Origin of the sequence: Microbacterium sp. Leaf159 (genome assembly GCF_001423615.1) — a bacterium.
Lineage (GTDB): Bacteria > Actinomycetota > Actinomycetes > Actinomycetales > Microbacteriaceae > Microbacterium.
Map to the genome: position 1 here is coordinate 596,441 of NZ_LMOU01000002.1, position 20,080 is coordinate 616,520.

Consider the following 20,080-nt stretch of genomic DNA (forward strand, 5'->3'; position numbering starts at 1 on the left):
GTCGCCGTCGTGTCACCCCGCGTCGACGAGCAAGAGAACGAGAAAGAGAACACGATGTCGCAGTCCGCAGGCCCCGCTCCCCACTCCGCACGCGTCGAGGCGCTCCTGGCACGGATGACGCTCGAGGAGAAGCAGGCCCAGCTCGTCGGCTACTGGATCGATCAGGGCGTCGAGGTCGTCGCCCCGATGTCGGGCGAGAAGAAGAGCTCCTCGCGCTACGAGGACGCCTCGGCGAACGGCATCGGGCACCTCACCCGCGTGTACGGGACCAGGCCGGTCGACCCTGTGGAGCGTGCCGCATGGCTCTGGGCCGAGCAGCGTCGACTGCAGCGGGAGACGCGGCTCGGCATCCCTGCCATCGTGCACGAGGAGTGCCTGACGGGTCTCGCCGCGTGGAAGGCCGCGACCTTCCCGACGCCGCTCGCCTGGGGCGCGTCCTTCGACCCCGCACTCGTCGAGGAGGCCGGGCGTGCCGTCGGATCGTCGATGCGCGCACTCGGGATCCATCAGGGCCTCGCTCCCGTGCTCGACGTCATCCGCGACCCCCGCTGGGGTCGAGTCGACGAGTGCATCGCCGAGGATCCCCTCGTGGTCGGCACGGTCGGCACCGCCTATGTGCGCGGCCTGCAGTCCGAGGGAGTGCACGCGACGCTGAAGCACTTCGTCGGATATTCCGCCTCGAGGGCGGGGCGCAACCATGCGCCGGTGAGCGCCGGGCAGCGGGAGATCGAGGATGTGCTGCTGCCACCTTTCGAGATGGCGATCCGCGAGGGCGGTGCGCGCAGCGTGATGAACTCCTACGCCGACATCGACGGCGTGCCGGTCGCTGCGGACCCGCGCTACCTCACGGGCATCCTGCGCGATCGGTGGGGGTTCGACGGCGTCGTCGTCTCGGACTACTTCTCGGTCGACTTCCTGCACAGCATGCACCGGGTCGCCGCCGACTCGGCCGATGCCGCACGCCTCGCGATCACCGCGGGGATCGACGTCGAGCTGCCCTCCCCGGATGCCTTCCCGACCCTCGCCGAGCAGGCGCGCGACGGACGGCTCGCTCCGGAGATCCTGGATCGAGCGGTGAGCCGGGTGCTCGCGCAGAAGGAGGAACTCGGGCTGCTGGATGCCGACTTCGATGCCCCTCCGACGGCGATCGACCTGGATCCGGCCGAGCACCGCGCGCTCGCGCGTCGCCTCGCCGAGGAGTCGATCGTGCTGTTGAGCAACGACGGCTCCCTGCCGCTCGCACCCTCGGCCACCGCGAGGATCGCCGTGATCGGCCCGAACGCCGACAGCGCCGAAGCTCTGATGGGCTGCTACTCGTTCGTCAACCATGTGCTCGCGCATCACCCCGACACCCCCGCGGGGATCGAGCTGCCGACGGTCGCCGCCTCACTGCGCGTCGAGTTCCCTGCGGCCGAGATCGTCACGGCGATCGGATGCGACGTCGAGGGGTCCGATCGCTCCGGCATCCCCGCCGCGGTCGATGCGGCAGCGGGAGCGGATGTCGCGATCGTCGTGGTGGGCGATCGCGCCGGTCTCTTCGGACGAGGCACTGTCGGCGAGGGCAACGACGTCGAGGACCTCGAGCTCCCCGGCATCCAGCGCGAACTCGTCGAGGCGGTCGTCGCGACCGGCACTCCCGTGATCCTGATCACCATGACCGGGCGTCCGTATGTCCTCGACTGGGCGCTGCCGACTCGCGCCGGCGCTGCCGGCACCGTGACCGGCCTCGGCGCGGTCGACGCCTCGACCGTGGCGGACGCGGCCGCCGCCGGCATCCCTGCGGCTGTGCTGCAGACGTTCTTCCCCGGCGAGGAGGGCGGACCCGCGATCGCGCGGCTGCTGAGCGGTCGGGTCGCGCCATCGGGTCGTCTGCCGGTGTCGCTACCACGATCGGCGGGAGCGCAGCCGTACTCGTACCTGCATCCCGTGCTGGGCGGGCTCACGGATGTCACGAGCGCCGACTCGACGCCCGTGCGGCCCTTCGGATTCGGTCTCAGTTACACGACGTTCGAGCACGACGGCCTGACCGTGCCCGCGACCGTCGCCGCCGGCGACACATTCCGCGCGACCGTACGGGTGCGCAACACCGGCGGCGTCGAGGCGACCGACGTCGTGCAGCTCTACGCCCACGACGTGGTCGCGAGCGTGACCCGCCCGGTCGCCCAGCTGCTGGACTTCCGAAGGATCACGCTCGCCCCCGGCACCGAGGCACTGGTCGAGTTCGACGTGCCGATCGACCGGCTCGCCTTCACGGGACTCGACGGAGTCAAGCGGGTCGAACCGGGGACGATCCGTCTCTGGGTCGGCGGAGCCTGCGACGAGGAGGAGACCGTCGCTCGGCTCGAGATCGTGTGAGACTCAGCCCTTCACCGCGGCGATGAACGCCGCGACGTGCTCCTGCAGCCTGACGATCCGCATCTCGCGAGCGAGCTCGCGGTCGTACCCGTCGTAGGCGAGGGGTGGCAGCACCCGGACGTTCCTCGAGCATCCGAACTCCGTGCACACGAGGGTTCCGATGGTGTCGCCCTTGCGTCCGGCCGGCCCCGCCTTGCGGGCGACGTACAGCTGCACGTCGTTGCGCAGGGTGACGTCCTCGCACCACGAGCACTGGGCCCTCGCGATGACGCGCTGCTCTGCGCGCTGCAGGATCACGCCGGTGAGCACGTCGTCGACCCACGCGACGACGTACGAGCGACGAGGGAGCTTCGGATCGACCCAGCCGAGGTAGTCGAGCTTCTCGAAGTCGACGTCGGCGAAGCCGGGCGGCAGGGTGAGGTCGGAGACCTCTTTGCGGGAGGCGTTGAGGAAGGAGGCGCGCAGGGTGCGCTCGTCGATGGGACGCATGAGGAGAGTGCTTTCGTGAAGGCCGCCGAGTGCGGCAGAAGGAGAAGAGGAGACGGCATCCGAGCGGATGCCGGGGTATGACGTATCTCCGGGGACGGGATGTTCCGCCTCCGGCCGATCGTCAGCCTCTGTCCGTGGCGCTGGACGCGCCCACGGCTCCATTCCGCGCTCGATCCGGCATCCGGAGAGCGCTCATCGACAACAGCACCCGGCGAGTCTACGCCCGTTTGTTTCACACCGTGTCGGCGCGGGTTCCGTCTCGCGCGGCCCCGACCTACTCTTGCCGGAACGTCCGCTCACGAAGGAGACCACCGTGTCCACGCCGCTGAACCACCTTTCGCCCCTCTCGGTGCGTGAGCGTTCTGCGTGCATGTGCCGTCACGGATTCGCCTGCTCCTCGTTCGCGGCGGGTCACGCGCTGCACCTGATCCAGGCACGCATCGCCTCTGCGACGCCGTCCGAGTGGACCGACGCGATCGTCGAGCACGCCGACCCGACGTCGGGCGACCTGATCGTGCGCACGCTCGACGGCACGGCCCACGTGCTGTGGAACGGTGCGGGCGCAGCTCTCGAGGCTCCGGAGGGCACGCCGATCGCCCTGCACGTGCGTTACGGCGTGCTGGCCGTCGGCCGCACGCAGTTCAACGTCGCGCTCGCCTGATCGCGTTTCGTCTCGTCGCTGCGCTCCTCGCTCAACGACCGGGGCAGCTGCTCAGGCAGCCGCCATCATCATGTTCTTGACCGCCATGCAGGCGTCCATGCAGGCCTGGCATGCCTGAGCGCACATCTTGCAGACCTCGCTGCTGTCGGCGTGCTGCATGCACTCGTCCATGCACGTCTGGCACATCGCGATGCAGGCGTCGAGCATCGCCATCATCGACGCGGGAGTCATGCCCTGCATCCGCATCATCGAGCGCATCATGGTGTTGCACATGTCGGCGCAGTTCATGCAGGCCGGCGAGCAGTCCATCATCTGCGTCGAGCACACCGTGCACGCCTGCTCGCAGGCCGAACACGCATCCATGCACGCCTGCATGACGGACATGTCCATCATGGCCATGTCGGGCATCGACATCATGTTCGAGCGCATCGCGCCCATCATCATCGAATCCATCTCGTACCGCCTCCGTCGTCGGCCGCAGCCGAGGTGAGAGCGGGCAGGACCACCCGCCTGAGGCCAGGTTAGCCGTCGAGATGACCCGCGTCGATGCCCCGTCGCGTCCTGTCACGCGCGGTCGTCGTTGTCAATCCCGTGTGCAGGATTCCGGGCCCGTGCGACGGTGGTCATCCATTGATCGACGGATGAAAGGAATCTCCCCATGAGTGGTGCAGACGACGTCAAGAACGCAGCCGAGAAGGCCGGCGGAAAGATCAAGGAGGGCGTCGGAAAGGCGACCGACAACGAGAGCCTCGAAGCCGAGGGTCGCGCCGACCAGACGAAGGCTTCGGTCAAGCAGGCCGGGGAGAACGTGAAGGACGCCGCTCGCAACGTCGGCGACGGCCTGCGGGATGCTTCCAGGGACTGATCCCGAAACGGAGTGAGGCCCGCCGAAGCGGGCCTCACTGCGTGGATCAGCGGGTGCGGTTGCCCGAGATCGATCGGATCAACCAGGCGATGACCGCGATGGCCAGCAGCACCAGTCCGACCCACAGCAGGAACTGCAGGGACTGAACCAGTCCGCCGGTGATCGCCAGAATGACGGCGACGACGATGACGATGATCAGCAGGATGTTCATCGGAATTCCCTTCTTGAGGACGCAGGGGGGCGCCCGTCTACGGTGAATCAACCTAGACCCGCGCCCCCTGCACCCCAGAGCCCCTTGACGCGGGGGTTCCCGACGTGCGAGAGGAGCACAGGTCATGCCAGGACGCAGGAACAACTCTCTGAAGGACCCGGAGCTGTACGAAGAGCTCCGCAGCGACGGTGCCTCGAAGGAGAAGGCGGCGCGCATCTCGAACGCCGCAGCCAACGAGGGTCGCAGCGCCGTGGGCCGCCGAGGCGGAGAGCACGGCGATTACGACGACTGGACCGTCGCAGAGCTGCGAAAGCGCGCGAAGGAACTCGGCCTCACCGGGTACAGCGGCAAGCGCAAGGCCGAGCTCATCTCGGCACTGCGCGAGCATTAGGGCCTCCCTCCGTGGCCCGGTTCGGCATCGAAGAGGAGTTCGTCCTTCTCGATGAGCAGACTCTCGTCCCGTCGGCCATGAGCACGTCCACCCGACAGCGCCTCGCAGATGAGGTGGGCGCCGGGCTCACCCCCGAATACCTGACCTGCCAGCTCGAGTCCGCGACGGAGCCGATCGAGAGCAGAGCGGATGCCGAAGCGCAGCTACGCCGCACGCGACACCTGATCGGCACCTATGCCGCCGATCAGGATGCGATCATCGGCGCCACCGGCACACCATTCATCTCCCCCAACCGCTTCACGGTGTCGTCATCGCCGCACTACGACGCCGTCTCGGCCCAGCTCGTCGAGATCACCCGCGAGCACGAGGTCAACGGCCTGCACGTGCACGTCGAGGTCACCGACGACGAGGAGCGGGTCCGCGTGGTCAACCGCGTGAGCGCCTGGCTGCCGACGCTGCTCGCCCTCACCGGCAATTCGCCTTTCGCGCATGGCAGGGACTCGGGCTTCGCGAGCTGGCGCAGCATCCTCATCCGGCGGCTCCCGTCATCGTGGAGTCCGCCACGCTTCCGGGATCTCGACGACTATCACGCCCACATCGCACAGCTCGTCACCATGGGAGCGATCGCCGAGGCGAGCTCGCTGTCGTGGACGGTGCGCCTTTCCGAGCGCTTCCCCACGGTCGAGGTCAGGGTGTTCGACGCGCAGCTGACGGTCGAAGACACGCTGCTCGCCGCTGCCCTCACTCGCACGCTCCTCGTGAGCGATGCCCTCGACGGCCTGCCCGAGCTCGGCCCCGACGCGATCGATGCATCGCTGTGGACGGCGGCGAGATATGGCCCCGAGGCGCTGCTCGTCGACCCGGCGAGCGGCGACGCGACGCCCGCCCGGACGGTCGCCGACGACCTTCTCCGGCGGCTGCGTCCGACGCTCGCGCACCTGGGCGACGAGGACTTCGTCACGGAAGGGATCGCGCGCACCCGCACCGAGGGCACCGGAGCCCAGCGCCAGCGCGACGCATATGCCGAGAACGGAACAGCGGGCCTGCGCGAGCTGTACCGCACGAGCGCCGCGACCGGCTGACCGGCTGACCGGCTGACCGGCTGACCGCCGACTGACCGGCTGACCGCCCACAGCCCTTCGGGCGGCAGTAGTGTCGGCCTGTGGCATCCTCTCGCTTCGCACCCCTGCAGCGGCTCGTGATCTCGGTCGCCGTGCTCGCGTCCTTCGTGACCTTCCTCGACGGCACGGTCGTCACCGTCGCCCTCCCCGCCATCAGTCGGGAGCTCGGCGGCGGCATCACCACCCAGCAGTGGGTCGTCGACGCGTACCTCATCACGCTGAGCGCGCTCATCCTGCTCGCGGGGTCGCTGTCGGACGCCTACGGGCGCGTGCTGGTGATGCGCGTCGGCCTCATCGCGTTCGGGGTGGCGTCCGTCGCGGTCGCCGCTGCTCCCGATCCGCTGATCCTGATCATCAGCCGCGCGGCGCAGGGCGCGGCCGGCGCGCTGCTGGTGCCGAGCTCTCTCGCCCTCATCACGGCGACCATGCGCGCAGACGTGCAGTCACGGGCGATCGGCGTGTGGACCGCGTTCACGACCGCCGCGCAACTCGTCGGCCCCCTGCTCGGCGGGCTCTTCGTCGACTTCCTGTCGTGGCGATTCGTGTTCCTCATCAACGTCTTCCCGATCGCGGTCACCCTCCTGCTGCTCTCCCGGCTGAAGCTGAAGGAGCACCCGAGCGGCGTGCGCGTCGACTGGGTCAGCGGCGCGCTGTGCGCGATCGGGCTCGGTGCGGTGGTGTTCGCGCTGATCGAGCAGCCGAACATGGGCTGGCAGTCTCCCGCGATCTGGCTGCCGGGCATCCTCGGCGCCGCGCTGTTCGCCTGGTTCCTGATCCGGCAGCAGCGGTCGTCGGCGCCGCTCATGCCGCTGTCGCTGTTCCGGGTGCGCGACTTCGCCTGGGGCAACCTCGCGACGCTCTTCGTCTACGCCGCGCTGTCGCTCAACGGCTTCGTGGTCGGCGTCTACCTGCAGCAGGGTGCCGGGCTCAGCGCCACCGCCGCCGGCCTCGCGAGCCTGCCGATGACGATCCTGATGATCCTGGTGAGCTCGCGCGCGGGTTCGTGGGCCGGGCGCTTCGGGCCGCGCATCTTCATGACCGTCGGTCCGCTCATCATGGCCGTGGGCGCCCTCATGCTCCTGCTCGTCGGCGAGGACTTCGACTACTGGTGGCAGGTACTCCCCGCCATGATCGTGCTGGGACTGGGACTCTCGCTCACGGTCGCCCCTCTCACCTCGGCGATCCTCGGTGCGATCGACGAGTCGCGCTCGGGCATCGCGTCCGCCGTGAACAACGCCGTCTCCCGTGTCGCGGGCCTGCTCGTCGTGGCCATGCTGTCGACCATCATCGGCGGCACGCTCGACCTCGCGGGCTTCCACAACGCGGCGTGGGTGACGGCGGCACTGCTCGTGCTCGGCGGGGTCGTGTCGTGGATCGGCATCCGGCGCAACCCTGCCGAGGACCCGGCGCCCGAGCCGGTCGACGGTGCACCCTCGCCGATCGGTTGACGATGTCGGCGGTCGGGCGCACACTGGGGGCATCGTCTCCCCGAGCATCCGGAGGTCCACCGTGAGCACGACCCAGACGCCTCTCCCGCCCGTCGTCGACGCCGACACCTGGCGCCGCGAGCTCGACGCACTCCGCGTGCGCGAGAAGGCCGCGACCCGAGAGCTCGATGCGATCGCGGCACAGCGCAGACTGCTGCCGATGGTCGAGCTGCCCGAATACACGCTGGTCGGCGAAGAGGGGCGGGTGCGTCTCTCCGAGATCTTCGACGGTCACCCGCAGCTCATCGTCTACAACCACATGTGGACGGACGGCAACGAATGGCAGTGTCCGGGCTGCACGGGCTTCACCTCGCAGTTCACCCGCCTCGATTTTCTCGAGCGCTACTACGACGCCCGGTTCGTGATCGTGACGAACGGCCCGATCGACGAGGCGCTCGCGTATCGCGAGAAGGTCGGCAACCGGATGACCTGGTACTCGAGCGCCGACAGCCCGTTCGGTGCCGACATGGATGCGGGGCCGAATGAGGGCTTCGGCGTGAACGTGTTCCTGCGCGACGGCGACACCGTCTATCGCACGTGGCATACGAGCGGGCGGGGCACCGAGCGGTTGAGCCAGCTGCAGGGCCTCGTCGACCTCCTCCCGTACGGCCGCCAGGAGGCGTGGGAGGACTCGCCGACCGGGTGGCCGCAGCATGGGACCTACGATCAGGGGATGGGTTCGAAAGAGGTCGCAGAGCTGTACGGGGCGCGCAGCTGAGGCGGGCGACGGTCGCCCTCGCAGCGACGACGCTCCTGACTCTCGCTCTCTCCGGATGCGCGACGACGGCCTCCGATGCCACCTCGACGTTCGTGCTGCCGCCGGCCGGTGCGACCCCCGACTACCAGCTCGGCGGTGCCTATGACCCGGCCGACGGCGTCGGCATCATCGGCCGAGACCGATCGGACGAGCCGGCAGAGGGGCTGTACTCGATCTGCTACGTGAACGGGTTCCAGACCCAGCCCGGCGAGCTCGACACCTGGCCGCCCCACCTGCTGCTGCAGCGCGACGGCGAGACCGTCTTCGACCCCGACTGGCCGGATGAAGCGCTGCTCGACACCTCGACCGACGACCGCCGCGAGAGCATCGCTGAGATAGTCGCCCCGTGGATCGAAGGCTGTGCGGATGGCGGCTTCGACGCGGTCGAGTTCGACAACCTCGACTCCTACACCCGCTCCGACGGCGCGCTGACCCTCGACGACAACCTCGCTCTCGCGGCGCTGCTCGTCGACGTCGCGCACGATTCGGGTCTCGCCGCCGGGCAGAAGAACGCGGCGGAGGATGCTGCCGTGCTGCACGAACGCGCCGGGTTCGACTTCGCCGTGGTCGAGGAGTGCGCCGCCTACGAGGAGTGCGCCGCGTTCACCGACGTCTACGGCGACGCCGTGATCGACATCGAGTACTCCGACGAGCTTCCGCGCACGTTCGCCGAGATGTGCGCAGACGACGACTCCCCCGCATCCATGGTGCTGAGGGATCGCGATCTCGTCACGCCGGGGCATGAGGAGTACGTGTTCGAGACGTGCCCCTGACCGCCGGTTCCGCGATGCGGGTCGGATCACCTGCTGAGCACGATCACCCGCTGAGCACGATCACCTGCTGAGCACGATCACCTGCCGAGTAGAGCCTCGATGATGGCCTCCGGCCGCGTCACGGCGAAATAGTGCCCCTGCTCCCCGAGCTCCCGTAGGCGGGAGTTGGGCAGCTGCGTGCGCGCCCAGCGTGCGACACCGATCGGCACGTTGCCGTCGGCGTCGCCGTGCACGAGACGCACCTCCTGCCGAATGTCGCCGAGGGTGATGCCCGTCGAGTACCGCCGCAGATCATCGACCGCAGCGCGTGCTCCCTGACGCATCCCTTCGGCGGCGTCCGGGGCGATCCGCGCCTGCAGCTCCGTGTCCGCCATGATCGCGCGATCCGCGGCCGGCCAGGCATCGACGTTCGCGGCCCTGGTGCGGGCGAACGGTCCTCGCCCTTCGAGCATCGCCGTCGCGAGTCGCGGCGCGAACCGCGCTACGAGGTACAGGGTGGAGACGATCGGGATGCGGCCCTCGAGCGCGGAGCGAGGAGCCCCGGGGATCATGCCGCAGGCGAGCACGACACGGTCGATGCGCTCGGGATGCGCGAGGGCCAGAGCCAACGAATACCCCGCACCACCGGAGAAGCCCAGAGCCGCCGCCTGCGCGACGCCGAGCGCGTCGAGCAGAGCGACGGCGTCGCCACCCCCGGTGTCGAATCCGCGATCGCGCGAGGGCGAGGTGGCACCGACCCCTGGGCGATCCGGGGCGATGAGCCGCACGCCGGCTGCCACCGCAGCCTCGTGCAGCGGCAGCAGCTGATAGCGGGACCCCGGAGAGCCGTGCGCCGCGATGACGGGCGTTCCGTGCGGGTCACCGAGCTCGCAGTAGGCGATCTCTCGCTGCCCCGCCGTCAGGATGCGGGTGGGCGGAAGTGCCGCGACCGGGGACTCAGGCACGTGCTCGCCGCTCTGCCGACGCCGCGAGACCGTCGAGCAGCAGGTCGAGCCCGATCACGAAGCGGCGGTCGACATCGTGGAACGAGTCGAACACGGATGCCGCCCGTCGCTCGGGCGCGATGTCGATCAGCTCGAGTTCGCCGCGCCCCAGTCGGATCGCGACGTGTCCGGTGACGAAGTCGTGCACGGCGGCGTACCCGTACGCCGCGCTCTCAGCATCCAGGCCCGCCTCGCGGAGCGCCGCCACGACGCGGTGCGCGACGTCGTCGGCGGCCGGGGTGTCGAGCGCCGCACGACTGTGGGCCTCGAGGACCAGCGGATGCCGCAGCAGCAGATCACGCAGACCGCGGGCGAACGTCTCGACCGTCGCACGCCACTCCCCCGCGGGCCAGACGATGCCATCGATCGCCTCGTCGACGACGACCGCGATGAGACGGTGCCGCAGTGCATCGATCCCGCCGCTCGCACGGTGCACCGCCATCGCGGAGACACCGAGCACGTCGGCCAGCGCGCGGAAGGTCACCGACTCGAGCCCTCGGTCATCGGCCAGACGCGTGGCCGCCTCGAGCAGGGCTGTCTGATCGACGGCCGTCGGGCGACCGGGTCTTGCGCGCTTCGGCGATTCCGCTACCATGACTCGACAATACCGTTACGCGTAACGAAAAGGAACCCATGGACCCCCTCGTCGACCTCACGGCCCTCGAACTCGCGTCGGCCCTGCGGCGACGCGAACTCGGCGTCGTCGAGGTCACCACCCTCGCCCTCTCCCGTGCCGAGACGGTCGGCGCGGCAGTCGGCGCGTTCACGACTCTCGCTCCCGAGCGAGCGCTCGCCCGCGCCGAGAGCGCTCAACGCCGCATCGACCGCGACGAGGGCGCCGTCCTGACCGGGGTCCCGACGGCGATCAAGGACCTGGAGCCGACCAGAGGCGTACGCACCACCCTCGGCTCTGCGGTGTTCGCCGAATGGGTGCCCGACGTCGACGACGTCGTGGTCGACAGCATGGACGACGCCGGTCTCGTCTGGATCGGCAAGACCACGGTCCCCGAGCTCGGAGCCGCCTGCTACACCGAGCCAGAGGGGGCGGCGCCAGCCCGCTCGCCGCACGACCTCGAGCGTTCGGCCGCGGGGTCGAGCGGTGGGGCGGCGGCTGCCGTGGCCGCTCGAGTCATCCCGCTCTCGCAGGGCAGCGACACGGCAGGGTCGCTGCGCTCTCCGGCGAGCGCGTGCGGGATCGTCGGCCTCAAACCCAGTCGCGGGCTGCTCACGGGTGGCCTGGCCGGGCATGACGGACTGGGGCTCTCCACGAAGGGCCCGCTCGCACTGTCGGTCCGCGATGCGGCGGCGCTGCTCGATGTGCTGGCCGACGCCCCACCGGTCGGGTCGATCCATCCGCCACGGCGCACCGGCTTCCTCGCCGCCTGCGACGAGGAGGTGCCTCGACTGCGCATCGCGGTCGCCGCCGAGTCGGTCTCGGGAACCGCGATCGACCCGCTGGTCGCAGCTGCCGTCGATGACGCCGCAGAGCTCCTCGCAGCCCTCGGTCACATCGTCAGCACCGTGAGCCAACCCACGGATCCGGTCTTCGTCGAGGCGTTCTCCGACCTGTTCAGCGCACTCGCCGCCGCGAAGCCGGTGCCCGCCGACGCCGACGCGCGACTCCGGCCGATCGTGCGATACCTGAGGGCGCGGGGCCGTGGCCTCGACGGTGGAGCGATGGCAGCATCCGCCCTGACGGTCCAGGCCTCGGCGGGGCGATGGGCCGAGCGGTTCCGTGACGCAGACGTCGTGGTGCAACCGACCATCACACGCCTTCCGGCACACGTCGGGGAACTCCGTGACGATGGCGACCCCGCCGGCGAGCTCGCGGCGATGACGGCGTTCACCGGCAACACGATCCTCGCGAACGCGACAGGATTCCCCGCGATCAGCCTTCCGCTCGGCTGGACCCACGACGGCATCCCGATCGGCGTCATGCTCACGGCCCGCTGGGGCTGCGACGACCTGCTCCTCGCACTCAGCGCACAGATCGAGCGCGCGGCGCCCTGGCGTCACCACCTACCTCGCACGCTCGTCTCGCAGCATCCTCACCCCGAAGGAATCGCATGACCACTCGCACCGACACCGCGGTAGCCACCCGCAACCGCCGCTGGGCACTGACCGGCCTCGCCGTGATCGTGCTCGCCGCCGCCTCTCTGGAGGGGTTCGTCCTCCCCGCGCTCCCGAGGCTTCAGCAGGACTTCGGGGTGGATGCGGCCACCGGCGCTCTCGCGAGCGTCGTGCCGACCGTCATCACCGTGATCGTCACACCGCTCGCCGGCCGACTCGCCGACGTCTACGGCGCCGGCCGCACCCTCGCCGGCCTGGTCGCGATCGTGATCGCCGGCGGACTCACCAGCGCCTTCGCCCCCGACTTCACCCTCTTCATCGTCGGGCAGGCGCTGCAGGGCTTCGCACTCGGGATCATCCCGGTGGGCTTCGTGGTGCTGAGGCACCTCTTCCGTGCGGAGTCGATCAAGACCGCATCCGGAGTCCTCGTGGCGATGAGCGTGGCCGGTGCCGGACTCGGAGTGCTCACGGCGGGCCCGATCATCGAGGCGACCTCGCGGGCTGTGCTCTACGCGGTTCCCACCGGCGTGGTCGCTCTCGGCGCTCTTCTCTTCTTCGCGGCACGGCCCGGGTTGCAGCGCCGCGACCCCGATGCCCCCACCGGTGTCGACTGGCTCGGAGCGGGTGTCTTCGCCGTCGCGCTCGTCGTGCTCGTGGTCGCTCTCGCGAGCACGTCGTCCGCGGGATGGCTCGCTCTCCCCACGCTGGTGCTCTTCGCCGCCGCCGTCGCCCTGCTCGCGGTGTGGATCTGGATCGAGAGCAGGGTCGCGCAGCCCATGATCGACGTGGCATCTCTGCGCTCCCGATCGGTCGGAGGAGCGGTGGCCGTGGGCGTCGCGATCGGCGCAGGCTACGCGCCGATCGTCTTCCTCGTACCCCAGCTGATCGCTCAGCCCACCGAGACCGGGTACGGACTGGGCGCGACCGCGAGCCAGACCGGGCTGTTCCTCGCGGTGGCATACGCGGCGGGCGTCGTGTCGTCTGTGCTCGCCGGCCGCGCGGCGCGCACCACCGGGCTCCGCCCCGTCGGCGTCGTCGCGATGGTGATCCTCGCGCTCGGCTCGATCGTCGCCGTCCTCTCCTCGGCATCCGTCTCTCTCGTGCTGATGCTGCTGCTCGCCGGTGTCGGCGCGGCAGCCGCATCCACCGTCGTCTACGCGTCAGCCGCGATAGGGGCGGAGGCGCACGAAGTCGGCGTCTCGACCGCGCTGATCACGATCGCCCGAGCTGTCGGAGGCGCACTCGCGACCCAGGTGGTCGCATCGCTGATCACGACCGACGGCGCACCCGCCTTCATGACCTTCCAGGTCGCGTTCGGAATCGCCGCGGCGATCTCGCTCGCGGGGGCCGGGGTCGCCTTCTGGCTGATGCCCCGAGAACGCGCGGAGGCGACCGGCGGCGCTCACTTCTGATCTGGTGCGGGACACGCGCTCGCTAGGCTGGCCCCGTGAGCAAGACGGGGGATCACGCGCGCACCGCGCCGAAGGTCGCCGTGCGTGCGATCGTGTCGCGCTGGGCGCGTTCCCTCGCCGAGGTCCCCCGCTGGATCTGGATCGCCGTAGCCGCCCTCATCGCCCTGGTCCTCGTCGTGGTCGCGATCGGCGGTTTCGCGCAGGCGCAGACGGCTCCGGCCGCGCTCGGCGCGGACGACGAGGCGCGCGCCTCCGTCTACGCCGTCACCGTGCTCGATGCCGAGTTCACCGACGAGGTCGAGTCCGAGTACCTCGAGGCAGAGCCGGGCGAGAAGCTGCTCGTCATGACGATGCGCATGGAGAATCTCTCGGATGCCCCGATCGGCGTCGGCACCACGGCCGACCGCACCAAGGCCGGCCTCGTCAACACCGACGACCCGCTGATCGAGCTCACCGGAGCCACCGCGACCGACTCGGTGTCGGTCTGGCGTGCCGACGGCTCCTCGGGCCAGGTCATCCTGCAGCCCGGCGTCCCGAGCGAGGTCATGCTCGCCTGGACCGTGCCGGACGACGCCTTCCCCGACGGAGGGGTCTCCCTCGACATCCACGAGGTCGAGATCCGCCGCGGCGCGGTCATTCTGTCGTCGAGCGTCGTCACATGGCGCGCGGCAGAGACGTTCGCGCGCATCAGCGTGACTCCGACGGAGGCGCCATGAGACGCGCCCTGCCCTGGATCCTCGGCGGCCTGCTCGTGATCGGCGCGGGTGCGGTCACCGCCGTGACGCCCGACGACGAGTCTCTGGTCGGCCCGACCGTCCAGCGCGGCTCGTTCGGTGACGCTGTCGAATCGCGCACCCTCATCGCCACGGCCTCCGAGGCGACCTTCGCCGACGAGGTGGCCGTGCCCTTCTCCGACTGGAGCGCCGAGGGCAACTGGCTCGTCGTGACGGTCGTCGCCTCTGCACCGACCACCGAGTCGGATGCCGCGATCCAGCTCGCGACGCTGGTGGTCGGCGATCGGGTGTTCCAGGCCAGCGAACGACCGTCGGCGTCGCTGAAGGCCACCCCGTTGCGCGTCGGAATCGACACCGTCGGCATGTTCGCGTTCGAGCTGCCGCCCGACGTCGATGGGGGAACGGCCGAGCTGCGACTGACGACCTCGTACTTCACGGCCGAACTCGACGACCTCGTCGCGATCCCGCTCTCCCTCGACGGCCTGCCCCACACACCGAGCGTCGAGCTCGCCGACTCCGAGCTGGTCGCCCCGTGACCTGGTGGCGCGAGCAGCGCACGGCGCTCATCGCCCTCGTGATCGCGGCCGCCGCCGTGGTCGGGGCGACCGTGTGGCTCGACGTCGTCCCGAGCATCCGACCGACCGACAGGGTCATCGAGGCCGAGACGACCGTCGACATCGCCGGGCAGACGCTCTCGCTGGGCCCCTCCGAGTGGGGCGAGTTCGAGGCCCCGGAAGGATCGCGCACGCTCAGCGTCCGCCTGAGCTCGACCGGAGGTTTCGACGCCTCGGTGTGCGGACCGGCGACGCTCACCGAGACCGACTCGTCCCGCACGTGGGTCAGCTCGCGAGCGGGTCTCGACGTGTCCTCCGACGAGGGCGAGAGCTCATGCACCATCGAGTCGGATGCGTACCGGATCCTGCTCGTCTTCCTGGTTCCGGATGACGCCGACGGGCCCTTCCGCCTCGACATCGAGGGGAGCGACGCCGACGTCGCCCGCTTCGTCATCGAGCCCTGACGGACGGGTGTCGAGACCGGCCTGCGGTCGCCCGATCACGCCGTCGTAGGCTGTCGCGACGATCGCGACCCGCAGGGGCTCTGCGAGCGCGGCGACCGCGACGGTGACGAGCGGGAAGAATCCGGCCCAGAACGACGACTCGTGGCCGCCCACGAGCAGCAGCGCTCCGCGGGTGCCTGCCTGCTCCGCGAATCCCCAGGCAGCGTACGCCAGCGCGTAGGCGCCGAAGAGCAGCGGGCCGCCCCGCCAGATCACCGTGACGGCCGCCCAGAGCCCTTCGAGCCGCATCACGAGAGTGCGGGCGACGCTCATCGCGGCGCCGCGCGCCGCTCCCCCACCCCAGCGTCCGAACGACGGGGTCGAGTCGAAGGTCGTTCCGAAGATCACACCGGCGACCGTCAGCCACGCGGCGGGAACGATGAGTGCCGCGACGAGGATGCCGAAGAGCCAGGTCGCACCCTCCCAGACGGTGGCCACAGGCTGGAGATTGACGGCGAACCAGTCTCCGAAGCTCTGCAGCCAGCCGACCGCCTGTCGATCCGCGAACCAGCCGAGAACGCCGTTCCACCACCGGGCGACCAGAGTGAACAGCATGAACGTCCACAGCACCTCGGCGTAGGTGGCGAGGATGACCGTCCACCTCGGCAGCCGCTCGGCGAAACGGGTGAAGAGCAGGCGGGCGACCAGGGCGACGACGAGAACGGTCACCGGCAGCACGCCCACGGCGATCAGACCGCCCCGGTCGCCGATCTGCGCGAGGTCGTATCCGGAATCGGCCAGCGCGATCGCACTCGCGATCCGGAAGAAGTCGATCTGATCGACGTCGAGCAGACCCCACGCCGTGTAGAACGCGAAGAAGGGCAGGATCGCCGCGAGAGTGGCCGAGCCGAACTCGCGGATGCCGCCGGCATCCTCTCTGCGGCTGTGCGGCAGCGACGGCCGCACCGTGAGGTACATCGCGACGTAGGAGACGAGACGGGCGGCCACCGCAAGCGGCAGCAGCAGCAGGCCGCCGAGCGTGGTGTGGCCCCCGACGAAGCCGGCGAGCTCGACGAGCACCCGATGCAGGGCCTCGCCGCCGAGGTACCAGGCCATGAGCGCAGGCCAGTGCCTGGCGAAGATGCGCCCGAACGTCCGGAGGGCCTGAGACATGTGCCCTACCGTAGCCGCTCGTGCCAGTCAGAGACGTGCCGGCAGCGCGATCTACTCCCCGCGATCGCCGTCGTCAACCGCCTTCTCCGGGCTCACCTCTGCGAGCAGCATTGCGTCGTGAATGCATCGATGCCGCTTCTGCGCAGAGTCGTCGCCTCGGCCGCAGGACTTCTGGTCGCGCTCGGACTCGCGGGGTGCGGTCTGACGATCCCGGAGGATCCCGACGGCACGCTGGCCAGTGTCTCCGGAGGGGAGCTTCGCGTCGGGTTCTCGCCCGACCCCGGGCTGATCGCCGAAGCCGTCGACGGCCGAGACCCCACCGGGAGTCTGCCCGACCTCGTCACCGGCTTCGCCGCGGGCATCGACGCCGACGTCGAATGGACGGAGGGCTCCGAGGAGTCCCTGGTCAGGATGCTCGAGAGCGGCGACCTGGACCTGATCACCGGAGGAATGACCTCCGACACCCCGTGGATCGACAAGGCCGGTATCACCCGCGGCTACGCCGGGATCGACGGGGCGGACGGACGTGAGATCGTGATGCTCGTCCCTCTGGGCGAGAACGCGTTCCTCAGCGCGCTCGAGCGATACCTCGACGAGGAGGTCGGCTCATGACGACTCTGAAGAGGATCGGGCGGACGGAGCTGCCCGACGAGCAACGGAATGCCCTCCGGCGTGCGATCCGCTGGGAGTGGTTCACGATCGGATACACGTCGGTGACGATCGCCGTCATCGCCCTGGTCGTCGGCAATTCGCAGGCGATGAGGACCGCCTGGATCGAGGACATGCTGTCGCTCATCCCCCAGTTCGCATTCCTCACGGCGCTGATCTTCGTGCGTCGCCGCCCCACCGTCACCCACCCCTACGGACTCCATCGCGTGATGGGCATCGGCCACCTCGTCGCGGGAGTCGCGCTGCTGGCGGTCGGCGTCAACCTCGTGATCGAGGCCGTGACAGGTCTCGTCACGGGCGAGCATCCGACCATCGGCACGGTGCAGCTGTGGGGGCAGACCATCTGGCTCGGGTGGCTGATGGTCGCCGCATGGCCGTGGTGATCGTCGGGCCCGTCTTCTTCTACGGCCCGGCCAAGGCCAAGCTCGCCCCCGTGCTGCACAACAAGCTGCTCTACGCCGACGCCGACATGGCCAAGGCCGATTGGCAGACGACGGTCGCCTCGATCGTCGGCGTCCTCGGTGTCGGCGCGGGCGTGTGGTGGCTGGACGGCGCGGCTGCCCTCGTGATCTCACTCGGCATCATCTGGGACGGCTCGCGCAACACCAGGACCGCCGTGATCGACCTGATGGATCAGCGCGCCAGGACCTACGACAGCAAGCATCCGCATCCGCTCGCCGGCGACGTGCTGTCGACGATGCGTTCCCGCCCCTGGGTGAAAGAGGCGGGGCTGCGCATGCGGGACCAGGGGCAGGTCTTCCACATCGAGGCGTTCGTCGTCCCTCACAAAGGGAAGGTGTCGCTGCAGCAGACGACCGATCTCTCGGAGCGCATCTCGGATCTCGACTGGAAGGTGCAGGAGGTCGTCATCGTCCCCACGGATCGGATCCCCGACGGAGCGGACACCGCCGGCCGGGAGTGACCCGCCTACCGGTGGAAGGGACACCCACCGGATGCCGGCGCAGACGCGGACCGCACCTTTCCGCCCGAACGCGGCTTGGTGGGGAGCCGTCGGCGGTCGACGCCGAGTCCTTCGTCGAGGATCCGCAGGCCCGGGTCGCTCAACACCGTGATGGCGGCGGCGAGACCGGCGATCGCGAGCTTCTCTCCCGGGCATCGGTGCCCGGTCGCGACGTCGGCGCCACCGTGCGGGATGAAGGCGGCGAGCGCCTCGTAGTCGTCGCCGACGTCGCGGAAGCGCTCGGGGTCGAAGCGCTGGGGGCGGGCCCAGAAGCGCTCGTCGGTGTTCGTGCCGAGGATGTCGAGCACGACGCGTCCGCCGGCATCCACCCTCTGCCCGTCGACCTCGATGTCGGCGATCGCCCAGCCGGGGAGCATCGGCACGAACAGGGAAGTGCGACGGACCTCCTGCGCGAACATGATCGACAGCGGGCCCCCGACGAGAGAGCCGCGCTCGGTGGCCTCGGCCGCGATCCGCTCACGCCAGTCGGGGCGCTCGTGCAGCTCCTTCGCCGCGAACGCGACGAAGCGCGCGACCGCGATCATCGGGCGGATGCTGTTCTGCAGCTCGACCCCTGCGATGCGGGCGGGCAGCAGCTCGCCGTGCTGATCGCGATGGTGCGCCCACTGCTCGAGCGCGGTGCCCGCTTCGGCGCTCAGCGCCCCGTGGCGCACGGCCTCGATGAGTCGGGCGGAGTGCCGATCAGACCACCAGCGGTTGGTCAGGGCCGCGAGGTACTCCGGCGAATAGGGGGATCCGAATCCGTCGACGATCTGCGCGAGCCGAGCCGCCCACCGAGTCTTCGCGGCCGGGGTGCCCGGCACTCCGGCCCATCCCATGATCGCGCGGCCCAGTGCGCCGACGGCCGCGTCATAGGCGCTGCGCGTGCCGCCGTCGAGCCAGGCCTGCCGCTCGCTCCGCCACTCGCGCTCGAGCCACGGCGTCAGACGATCGACCTGCGCGTCGTCGTACGCGACCTCGACGAACGTGGCCTTGCGATGCTTGTGCTCGTCACCGTCGAGGCTGTGGACCGACCGGTGCCCGAACAGACTCTCCTGCACGATCTGCGGCATGGCTCCGGAGCGCGCGATGCGACTCTCGTCGTAGAAGACCTCCACACCTTCGACACCGCGCACGAGCACGGCGTCGTCACCGAGCAGCCTCATCGGCGCCGATCGCGCGCCGGGTCGCACCCGGCGCCAGATGCGCGGACCGAAGCCGTAGCCCCGGGTGAGCAGAGTGGGGGCGTCGTCGTGCGCGAGGGTGCTGAGCCGGCGTGCGGTGCGCGCGGGGATGTCGATGAGTGCCATGAGCCGACGTTCGCAGAGACACCGCCGCCGTTCCAGGGGGAGGCGCGGATGCCGTGCGTGTGGTAGCGCGCCGCAGGGCAGGCCCGACCTCGGCCATCGTGCCGCGTCAACCCCCTGGGCCGAACCCCGATGGATGCGAGAGCATGCCGGAACGAGAGAAGGAGCCGTCATGGCGAAGAACGTCCGCACGATGAGCTGTCGACCGACCGACGTGTTCGAGGTGCTCGCGAACGGCTGGCTCTATCCGGCATGGGTCGTCGGGGCCTCGCGCATGCGCGATGTCGACGAGACATGGCCGCAGGCCGGCGCCGAGCTCCATCACTCGGTCGGCGTGTGGCCCGCTCTGCTCGACGATACGACGGTGGTCGAGGAGTGGTCACCGCCGAACCGCATGGTCATGCGCGCGAGAGGATGGCCGATCGGAGAGGCGCGGGTGACGCTCCGCCTGCGCTCGTACGACGGCGGCACCATGGTGCGCATCGACGAGGAGCCCGTCAGCGGACCCGCGGCTCTGCTGCCGAGCATCCTGACCGCGCCGATCCTGCGCGTGCGCAACGCCGAGACCCTGCACCGACTCGCCTATCTCGCCGAGGGGCACGCCTCCTGACCCGGCCCGTCAGCCATATATTGGTCAAGAGCCGCGACCTTCGCGGATGCGGAG

The 20,080-nt window shown here is 69.9% G+C and carries 23 protein-coding genes; 16 read left to right on the forward strand and 7 right to left on the reverse strand.

Going from position 1 to position 20,080, the window contains the following annotated elements:
* Positions 1-54: 54 nt before the first annotated feature.
* A complete protein-coding gene (locus tag ASF80_RS16500; RefSeq protein WP_082488468.1) occupies positions 55-2,355 on the forward strand; it encodes a beta-glucosidase family protein in 2,301 nt (766 codons plus the stop codon).
* A 3-nt stretch (positions 2,356-2,358) separates the two neighbouring features.
* Here the strand turns inward: ASF80_RS16500 and ASF80_RS16505 are convergent, their stop codons facing one another.
* Positions 2,359-2,844 (reverse strand): FBP domain-containing protein, encoded by a 486-nt coding sequence (locus ASF80_RS16505; RefSeq protein ID WP_056313098.1) that lies wholly within the window; start codon positions 2,842-2,844, stop codon positions 2,359-2,361.
* Between the two features lie 313 nt (positions 2,845-3,157).
* On the opposite strand from ASF80_RS16505, the gene ASF80_RS16510 reads away from it, so the two are divergent.
* Entirely contained in the window at positions 3,158-3,505 is a 348-nt protein-coding gene (locus ASF80_RS16510; protein WP_056313100.1) for a hypothetical protein, read from the forward strand.
* Positions 3,506-3,556: 51 nt separating this feature from the next.
* Here ASF80_RS16510 and ASF80_RS16515 read toward each other — a convergent pair whose 3' ends face one another.
* Positions 3,557-3,958, reverse strand: coding sequence for a hypothetical protein (locus ASF80_RS16515; protein ID WP_056313102.1), 402 nt, complete (start codon positions 3,956-3,958; stop codon positions 3,557-3,559).
* A 205-nt stretch (positions 3,959-4,163) separates the two neighbouring features.
* Between ASF80_RS16515 and ASF80_RS16520 the strand changes: the two genes are divergently transcribed.
* On the forward strand, positions 4,164-4,370 hold the full coding sequence (locus ASF80_RS16520; protein WP_056313104.1) for a CsbD family protein: 207 nt from the start codon (positions 4,164-4,166) through the stop codon (positions 4,368-4,370).
* Between the two features lie 46 nt (positions 4,371-4,416).
* On the opposite strand, the gene ASF80_RS19145 is transcribed toward ASF80_RS16520, so the two are convergent.
* Entirely contained in the window at positions 4,417-4,581 is a 165-nt protein-coding gene (locus tag ASF80_RS19145; protein WP_164481753.1) for a hypothetical protein, read from the reverse strand.
* A gap of 124 nt (positions 4,582-4,705) precedes the next feature.
* On the opposite strand from ASF80_RS19145, the gene ASF80_RS16525 reads away from it, so the two are divergent.
* From ASF80_RS16525 to ASF80_RS16545, 5 genes are all read left to right on the forward strand, one after another.
* Positions 4,706-4,972: a Rho termination factor N-terminal domain-containing protein gene (locus tag ASF80_RS16525; RefSeq protein ID WP_056313106.1), complete on the forward strand. Its 267-nt coding sequence runs from the start codon at positions 4,706-4,708 to the stop codon at positions 4,970-4,972.
* 11 nt (positions 4,973-4,983) lie between these two features.
* Positions 4,984-6,054 carry a YbdK family carboxylate-amine ligase gene (locus ASF80_RS16530; RefSeq protein WP_056313112.1) on the forward strand — a complete coding sequence of 357 codons (1,071 nt, stop codon included), beginning with the start codon at positions 4,984-4,986 and terminating at the stop codon, positions 6,052-6,054.
* A gap of 80 nt (positions 6,055-6,134) precedes the next feature.
* Positions 6,135-7,541: an MFS transporter gene (locus ASF80_RS16535; protein WP_056313114.1), complete on the forward strand. Its 1,407-nt coding sequence runs from the start codon at positions 6,135-6,137 to the stop codon at positions 7,539-7,541.
* Positions 7,542-7,602: 61 nt separating this feature from the next.
* Positions 7,603-8,298, forward strand: coding sequence for a DUF899 family protein (locus ASF80_RS16540; RefSeq protein ID WP_082488426.1), 696 nt, complete (start codon positions 7,603-7,605; stop codon positions 8,296-8,298).
* The gene (locus tag ASF80_RS16545) at positions 8,295-9,110 is read left to right on the forward strand and encodes an endo alpha-1,4 polygalactosaminidase (RefSeq protein WP_056313679.1); all 816 of its coding nucleotides are present in this window, start codon (positions 8,295-8,297) and stop codon (positions 9,108-9,110) included. Before ASF80_RS16540 ends, ASF80_RS16545 begins: the two co-directional genes overlap by 4 nt.
* Positions 9,111-9,187: 77 nt before the next feature.
* Here ASF80_RS16545 and ASF80_RS16550 read toward each other — a convergent pair whose 3' ends face one another.
* Positions 9,188-10,054, reverse strand: coding sequence for an alpha/beta fold hydrolase (locus tag ASF80_RS16550; protein ID WP_157521107.1), 867 nt, complete (start codon positions 10,052-10,054; stop codon positions 9,188-9,190).
* Positions 10,047-10,688: a TetR/AcrR family transcriptional regulator C-terminal domain-containing protein gene (locus ASF80_RS16555; protein ID WP_056313116.1), complete on the reverse strand. Its 642-nt coding sequence runs from the start codon at positions 10,686-10,688 to the stop codon at positions 10,047-10,049. The genes ASF80_RS16550 and ASF80_RS16555 overlap by 8 nt, the downstream gene beginning before the upstream one ends.
* A 38-nt stretch (positions 10,689-10,726) precedes the next feature.
* On the opposite strand from ASF80_RS16555, the gene ASF80_RS16560 reads away from it, so the two are divergent.
* The 4 genes from ASF80_RS16560 to ASF80_RS16575 are packed head-to-tail and all read left to right on the forward strand — an operon-like array spanning position 10,727 to position 14,845.
* On the forward strand, positions 10,727-12,163 hold the full coding sequence (locus ASF80_RS16560) for an amidase (protein WP_056313118.1): 1,437 nt from the start codon (positions 10,727-10,729) through the stop codon (positions 12,161-12,163).
* A complete protein-coding gene (locus ASF80_RS16565) occupies positions 12,160-13,575 on the forward strand; it encodes an MFS transporter (protein WP_056313120.1) in 1,416 nt (471 codons plus the stop codon). The genes ASF80_RS16560 and ASF80_RS16565 overlap by 4 nt, the downstream gene beginning before the upstream one ends.
* A gap of 35 nt (positions 13,576-13,610) precedes the next feature.
* Positions 13,611-14,291: a hypothetical protein gene (locus ASF80_RS16570; RefSeq protein ID WP_056313123.1), complete on the forward strand. Its 681-nt coding sequence runs from the start codon at positions 13,611-13,613 to the stop codon at positions 14,289-14,291.
* The gene (locus ASF80_RS16575) at positions 14,288-14,845 is read left to right on the forward strand and encodes a hypothetical protein (protein ID WP_056313125.1); all 558 of its coding nucleotides are present in this window, start codon (positions 14,288-14,290) and stop codon (positions 14,843-14,845) included. Before ASF80_RS16570 ends, ASF80_RS16575 begins: the two co-directional genes overlap by 4 nt.
* Before the next feature lie 350 nt (positions 14,846-15,195).
* Here ASF80_RS16575 and ASF80_RS16580 read toward each other — a convergent pair whose 3' ends face one another.
* Entirely contained in the window at positions 15,196-16,479 is a 1,284-nt protein-coding gene (locus tag ASF80_RS16580; RefSeq protein ID WP_056313127.1) for a hypothetical protein, read from the reverse strand.
* 117 nt (positions 16,480-16,596) lie between these two features.
* On the opposite strand from ASF80_RS16580, the gene ASF80_RS16585 reads away from it, so the two are divergent.
* From ASF80_RS16585 to ASF80_RS19560, 3 genes are read left to right on the forward strand one after another with little or no spacing between them, the layout of a single operon-like run.
* Entirely contained in the window at positions 16,597-17,091 is a 495-nt protein-coding gene (locus tag ASF80_RS16585) for a hypothetical protein (RefSeq protein ID WP_321163984.1), read from the forward strand.
* The gene (locus ASF80_RS19555) at positions 17,088-17,531 is read left to right on the forward strand and encodes a cation transporter (RefSeq protein WP_321163985.1); all 444 of its coding nucleotides are present in this window, start codon (positions 17,088-17,090) and stop codon (positions 17,529-17,531) included. Before ASF80_RS16585 ends, ASF80_RS19555 begins: the two co-directional genes overlap by 4 nt.
* Positions 17,519-18,070, forward strand: coding sequence for a hypothetical protein (locus tag ASF80_RS19560; RefSeq protein ID WP_321163986.1), 552 nt, complete (start codon positions 17,519-17,521; stop codon positions 18,068-18,070). The genes ASF80_RS19555 and ASF80_RS19560 overlap by 13 nt, the downstream gene beginning before the upstream one ends.
* Positions 18,071-18,075: 5 nt before the next feature.
* On the opposite strand, the gene ASF80_RS16595 is transcribed toward ASF80_RS19560, so the two are convergent.
* A complete protein-coding gene (locus ASF80_RS16595; RefSeq protein ID WP_056313129.1) occupies positions 18,076-19,419 on the reverse strand; it encodes a cytochrome P450 in 1,344 nt (447 codons plus the stop codon).
* A gap of 169 nt (positions 19,420-19,588) precedes the next feature.
* Between ASF80_RS16595 and ASF80_RS18975 the strand changes: the two genes are divergently transcribed.
* Positions 19,589-20,026 carry an SRPBCC family protein gene (locus ASF80_RS18975; protein ID WP_056313131.1) on the forward strand — a complete coding sequence of 146 codons (438 nt, stop codon included), beginning with the start codon at positions 19,589-19,591 and terminating at the stop codon, positions 20,024-20,026.
* The last annotated feature ends 54 nt before the right edge of the window (positions 20,027-20,080 follow it).

Excerpts from the sequence above, each read along its gene's own strand:
- ASF80_RS16555 (WP_056313116.1), bottom strand. The coding sequence starts at position 10,688 with ATGGTAGCGGAATCGCCGAAGCGCGCAAGACCCGGTCGCCCGACGGCC.
- ASF80_RS16520 (WP_056313104.1), top strand. The coding sequence starts at position 4,164 with ATGAGTGGTGCAGACGACGTCAAGAACGCAGCCGAGAAGGCCGGCGGA.
- ASF80_RS16515 (WP_056313102.1), bottom strand. The coding sequence starts at position 3,958 with ATGGATTCGATGATGATGGGCGCGATGCGCTCGAACATGATGTCGATG.
- ASF80_RS16575 (WP_056313125.1), top strand. The coding sequence starts at position 14,288 with ATGAGACGCGCCCTGCCCTGGATCCTCGGCGGCCTGCTCGTGATCGGC.
- ASF80_RS16500 (WP_082488468.1), top strand. The coding sequence starts at position 55 with ATGTCGCAGTCCGCAGGCCCCGCTCCCCACTCCGCACGCGTCGAGGCG.
- ASF80_RS16560 (WP_056313118.1), top strand. The coding sequence starts at position 10,727 with ATGGACCCCCTCGTCGACCTCACGGCCCTCGAACTCGCGTCGGCCCTG.
- ASF80_RS19555 (WP_321163985.1), top strand. The coding sequence starts at position 17,088 with ATGACGACTCTGAAGAGGATCGGGCGGACGGAGCTGCCCGACGAGCAA.
- ASF80_RS16505 (WP_056313098.1), bottom strand. The coding sequence starts at position 2,844 with ATGCGTCCCATCGACGAGCGCACCCTGCGCGCCTCCTTCCTCAACGCC.
- ASF80_RS16525 (WP_056313106.1), top strand. The coding sequence starts at position 4,706 with ATGCCAGGACGCAGGAACAACTCTCTGAAGGACCCGGAGCTGTACGAA.
- ASF80_RS16595 (WP_056313129.1), bottom strand. The coding sequence starts at position 19,419 with ATGGCACTCATCGACATCCCCGCGCGCACCGCACGCCGGCTCAGCACC.
- ASF80_RS16580 (WP_056313127.1), bottom strand. The coding sequence starts at position 16,479 with ATGTCTCAGGCCCTCCGGACGTTCGGGCGCATCTTCGCCAGGCACTGG.
- ASF80_RS19145 (WP_164481753.1), bottom strand. The coding sequence starts at position 4,581 with ATGAACATCCTGCTGATCATCGTCATCGTCGTCGCCGTCATTCTGGCG.
- ASF80_RS16565 (WP_056313120.1), top strand. The coding sequence starts at position 12,160 with ATGACCACTCGCACCGACACCGCGGTAGCCACCCGCAACCGCCGCTGG.
- ASF80_RS18975 (WP_056313131.1), top strand. The coding sequence starts at position 19,589 with ATGGCGAAGAACGTCCGCACGATGAGCTGTCGACCGACCGACGTGTTC.
- ASF80_RS19560 (WP_321163986.1), top strand. The coding sequence starts at position 17,519 with ATGGCCGTGGTGATCGTCGGGCCCGTCTTCTTCTACGGCCCGGCCAAG.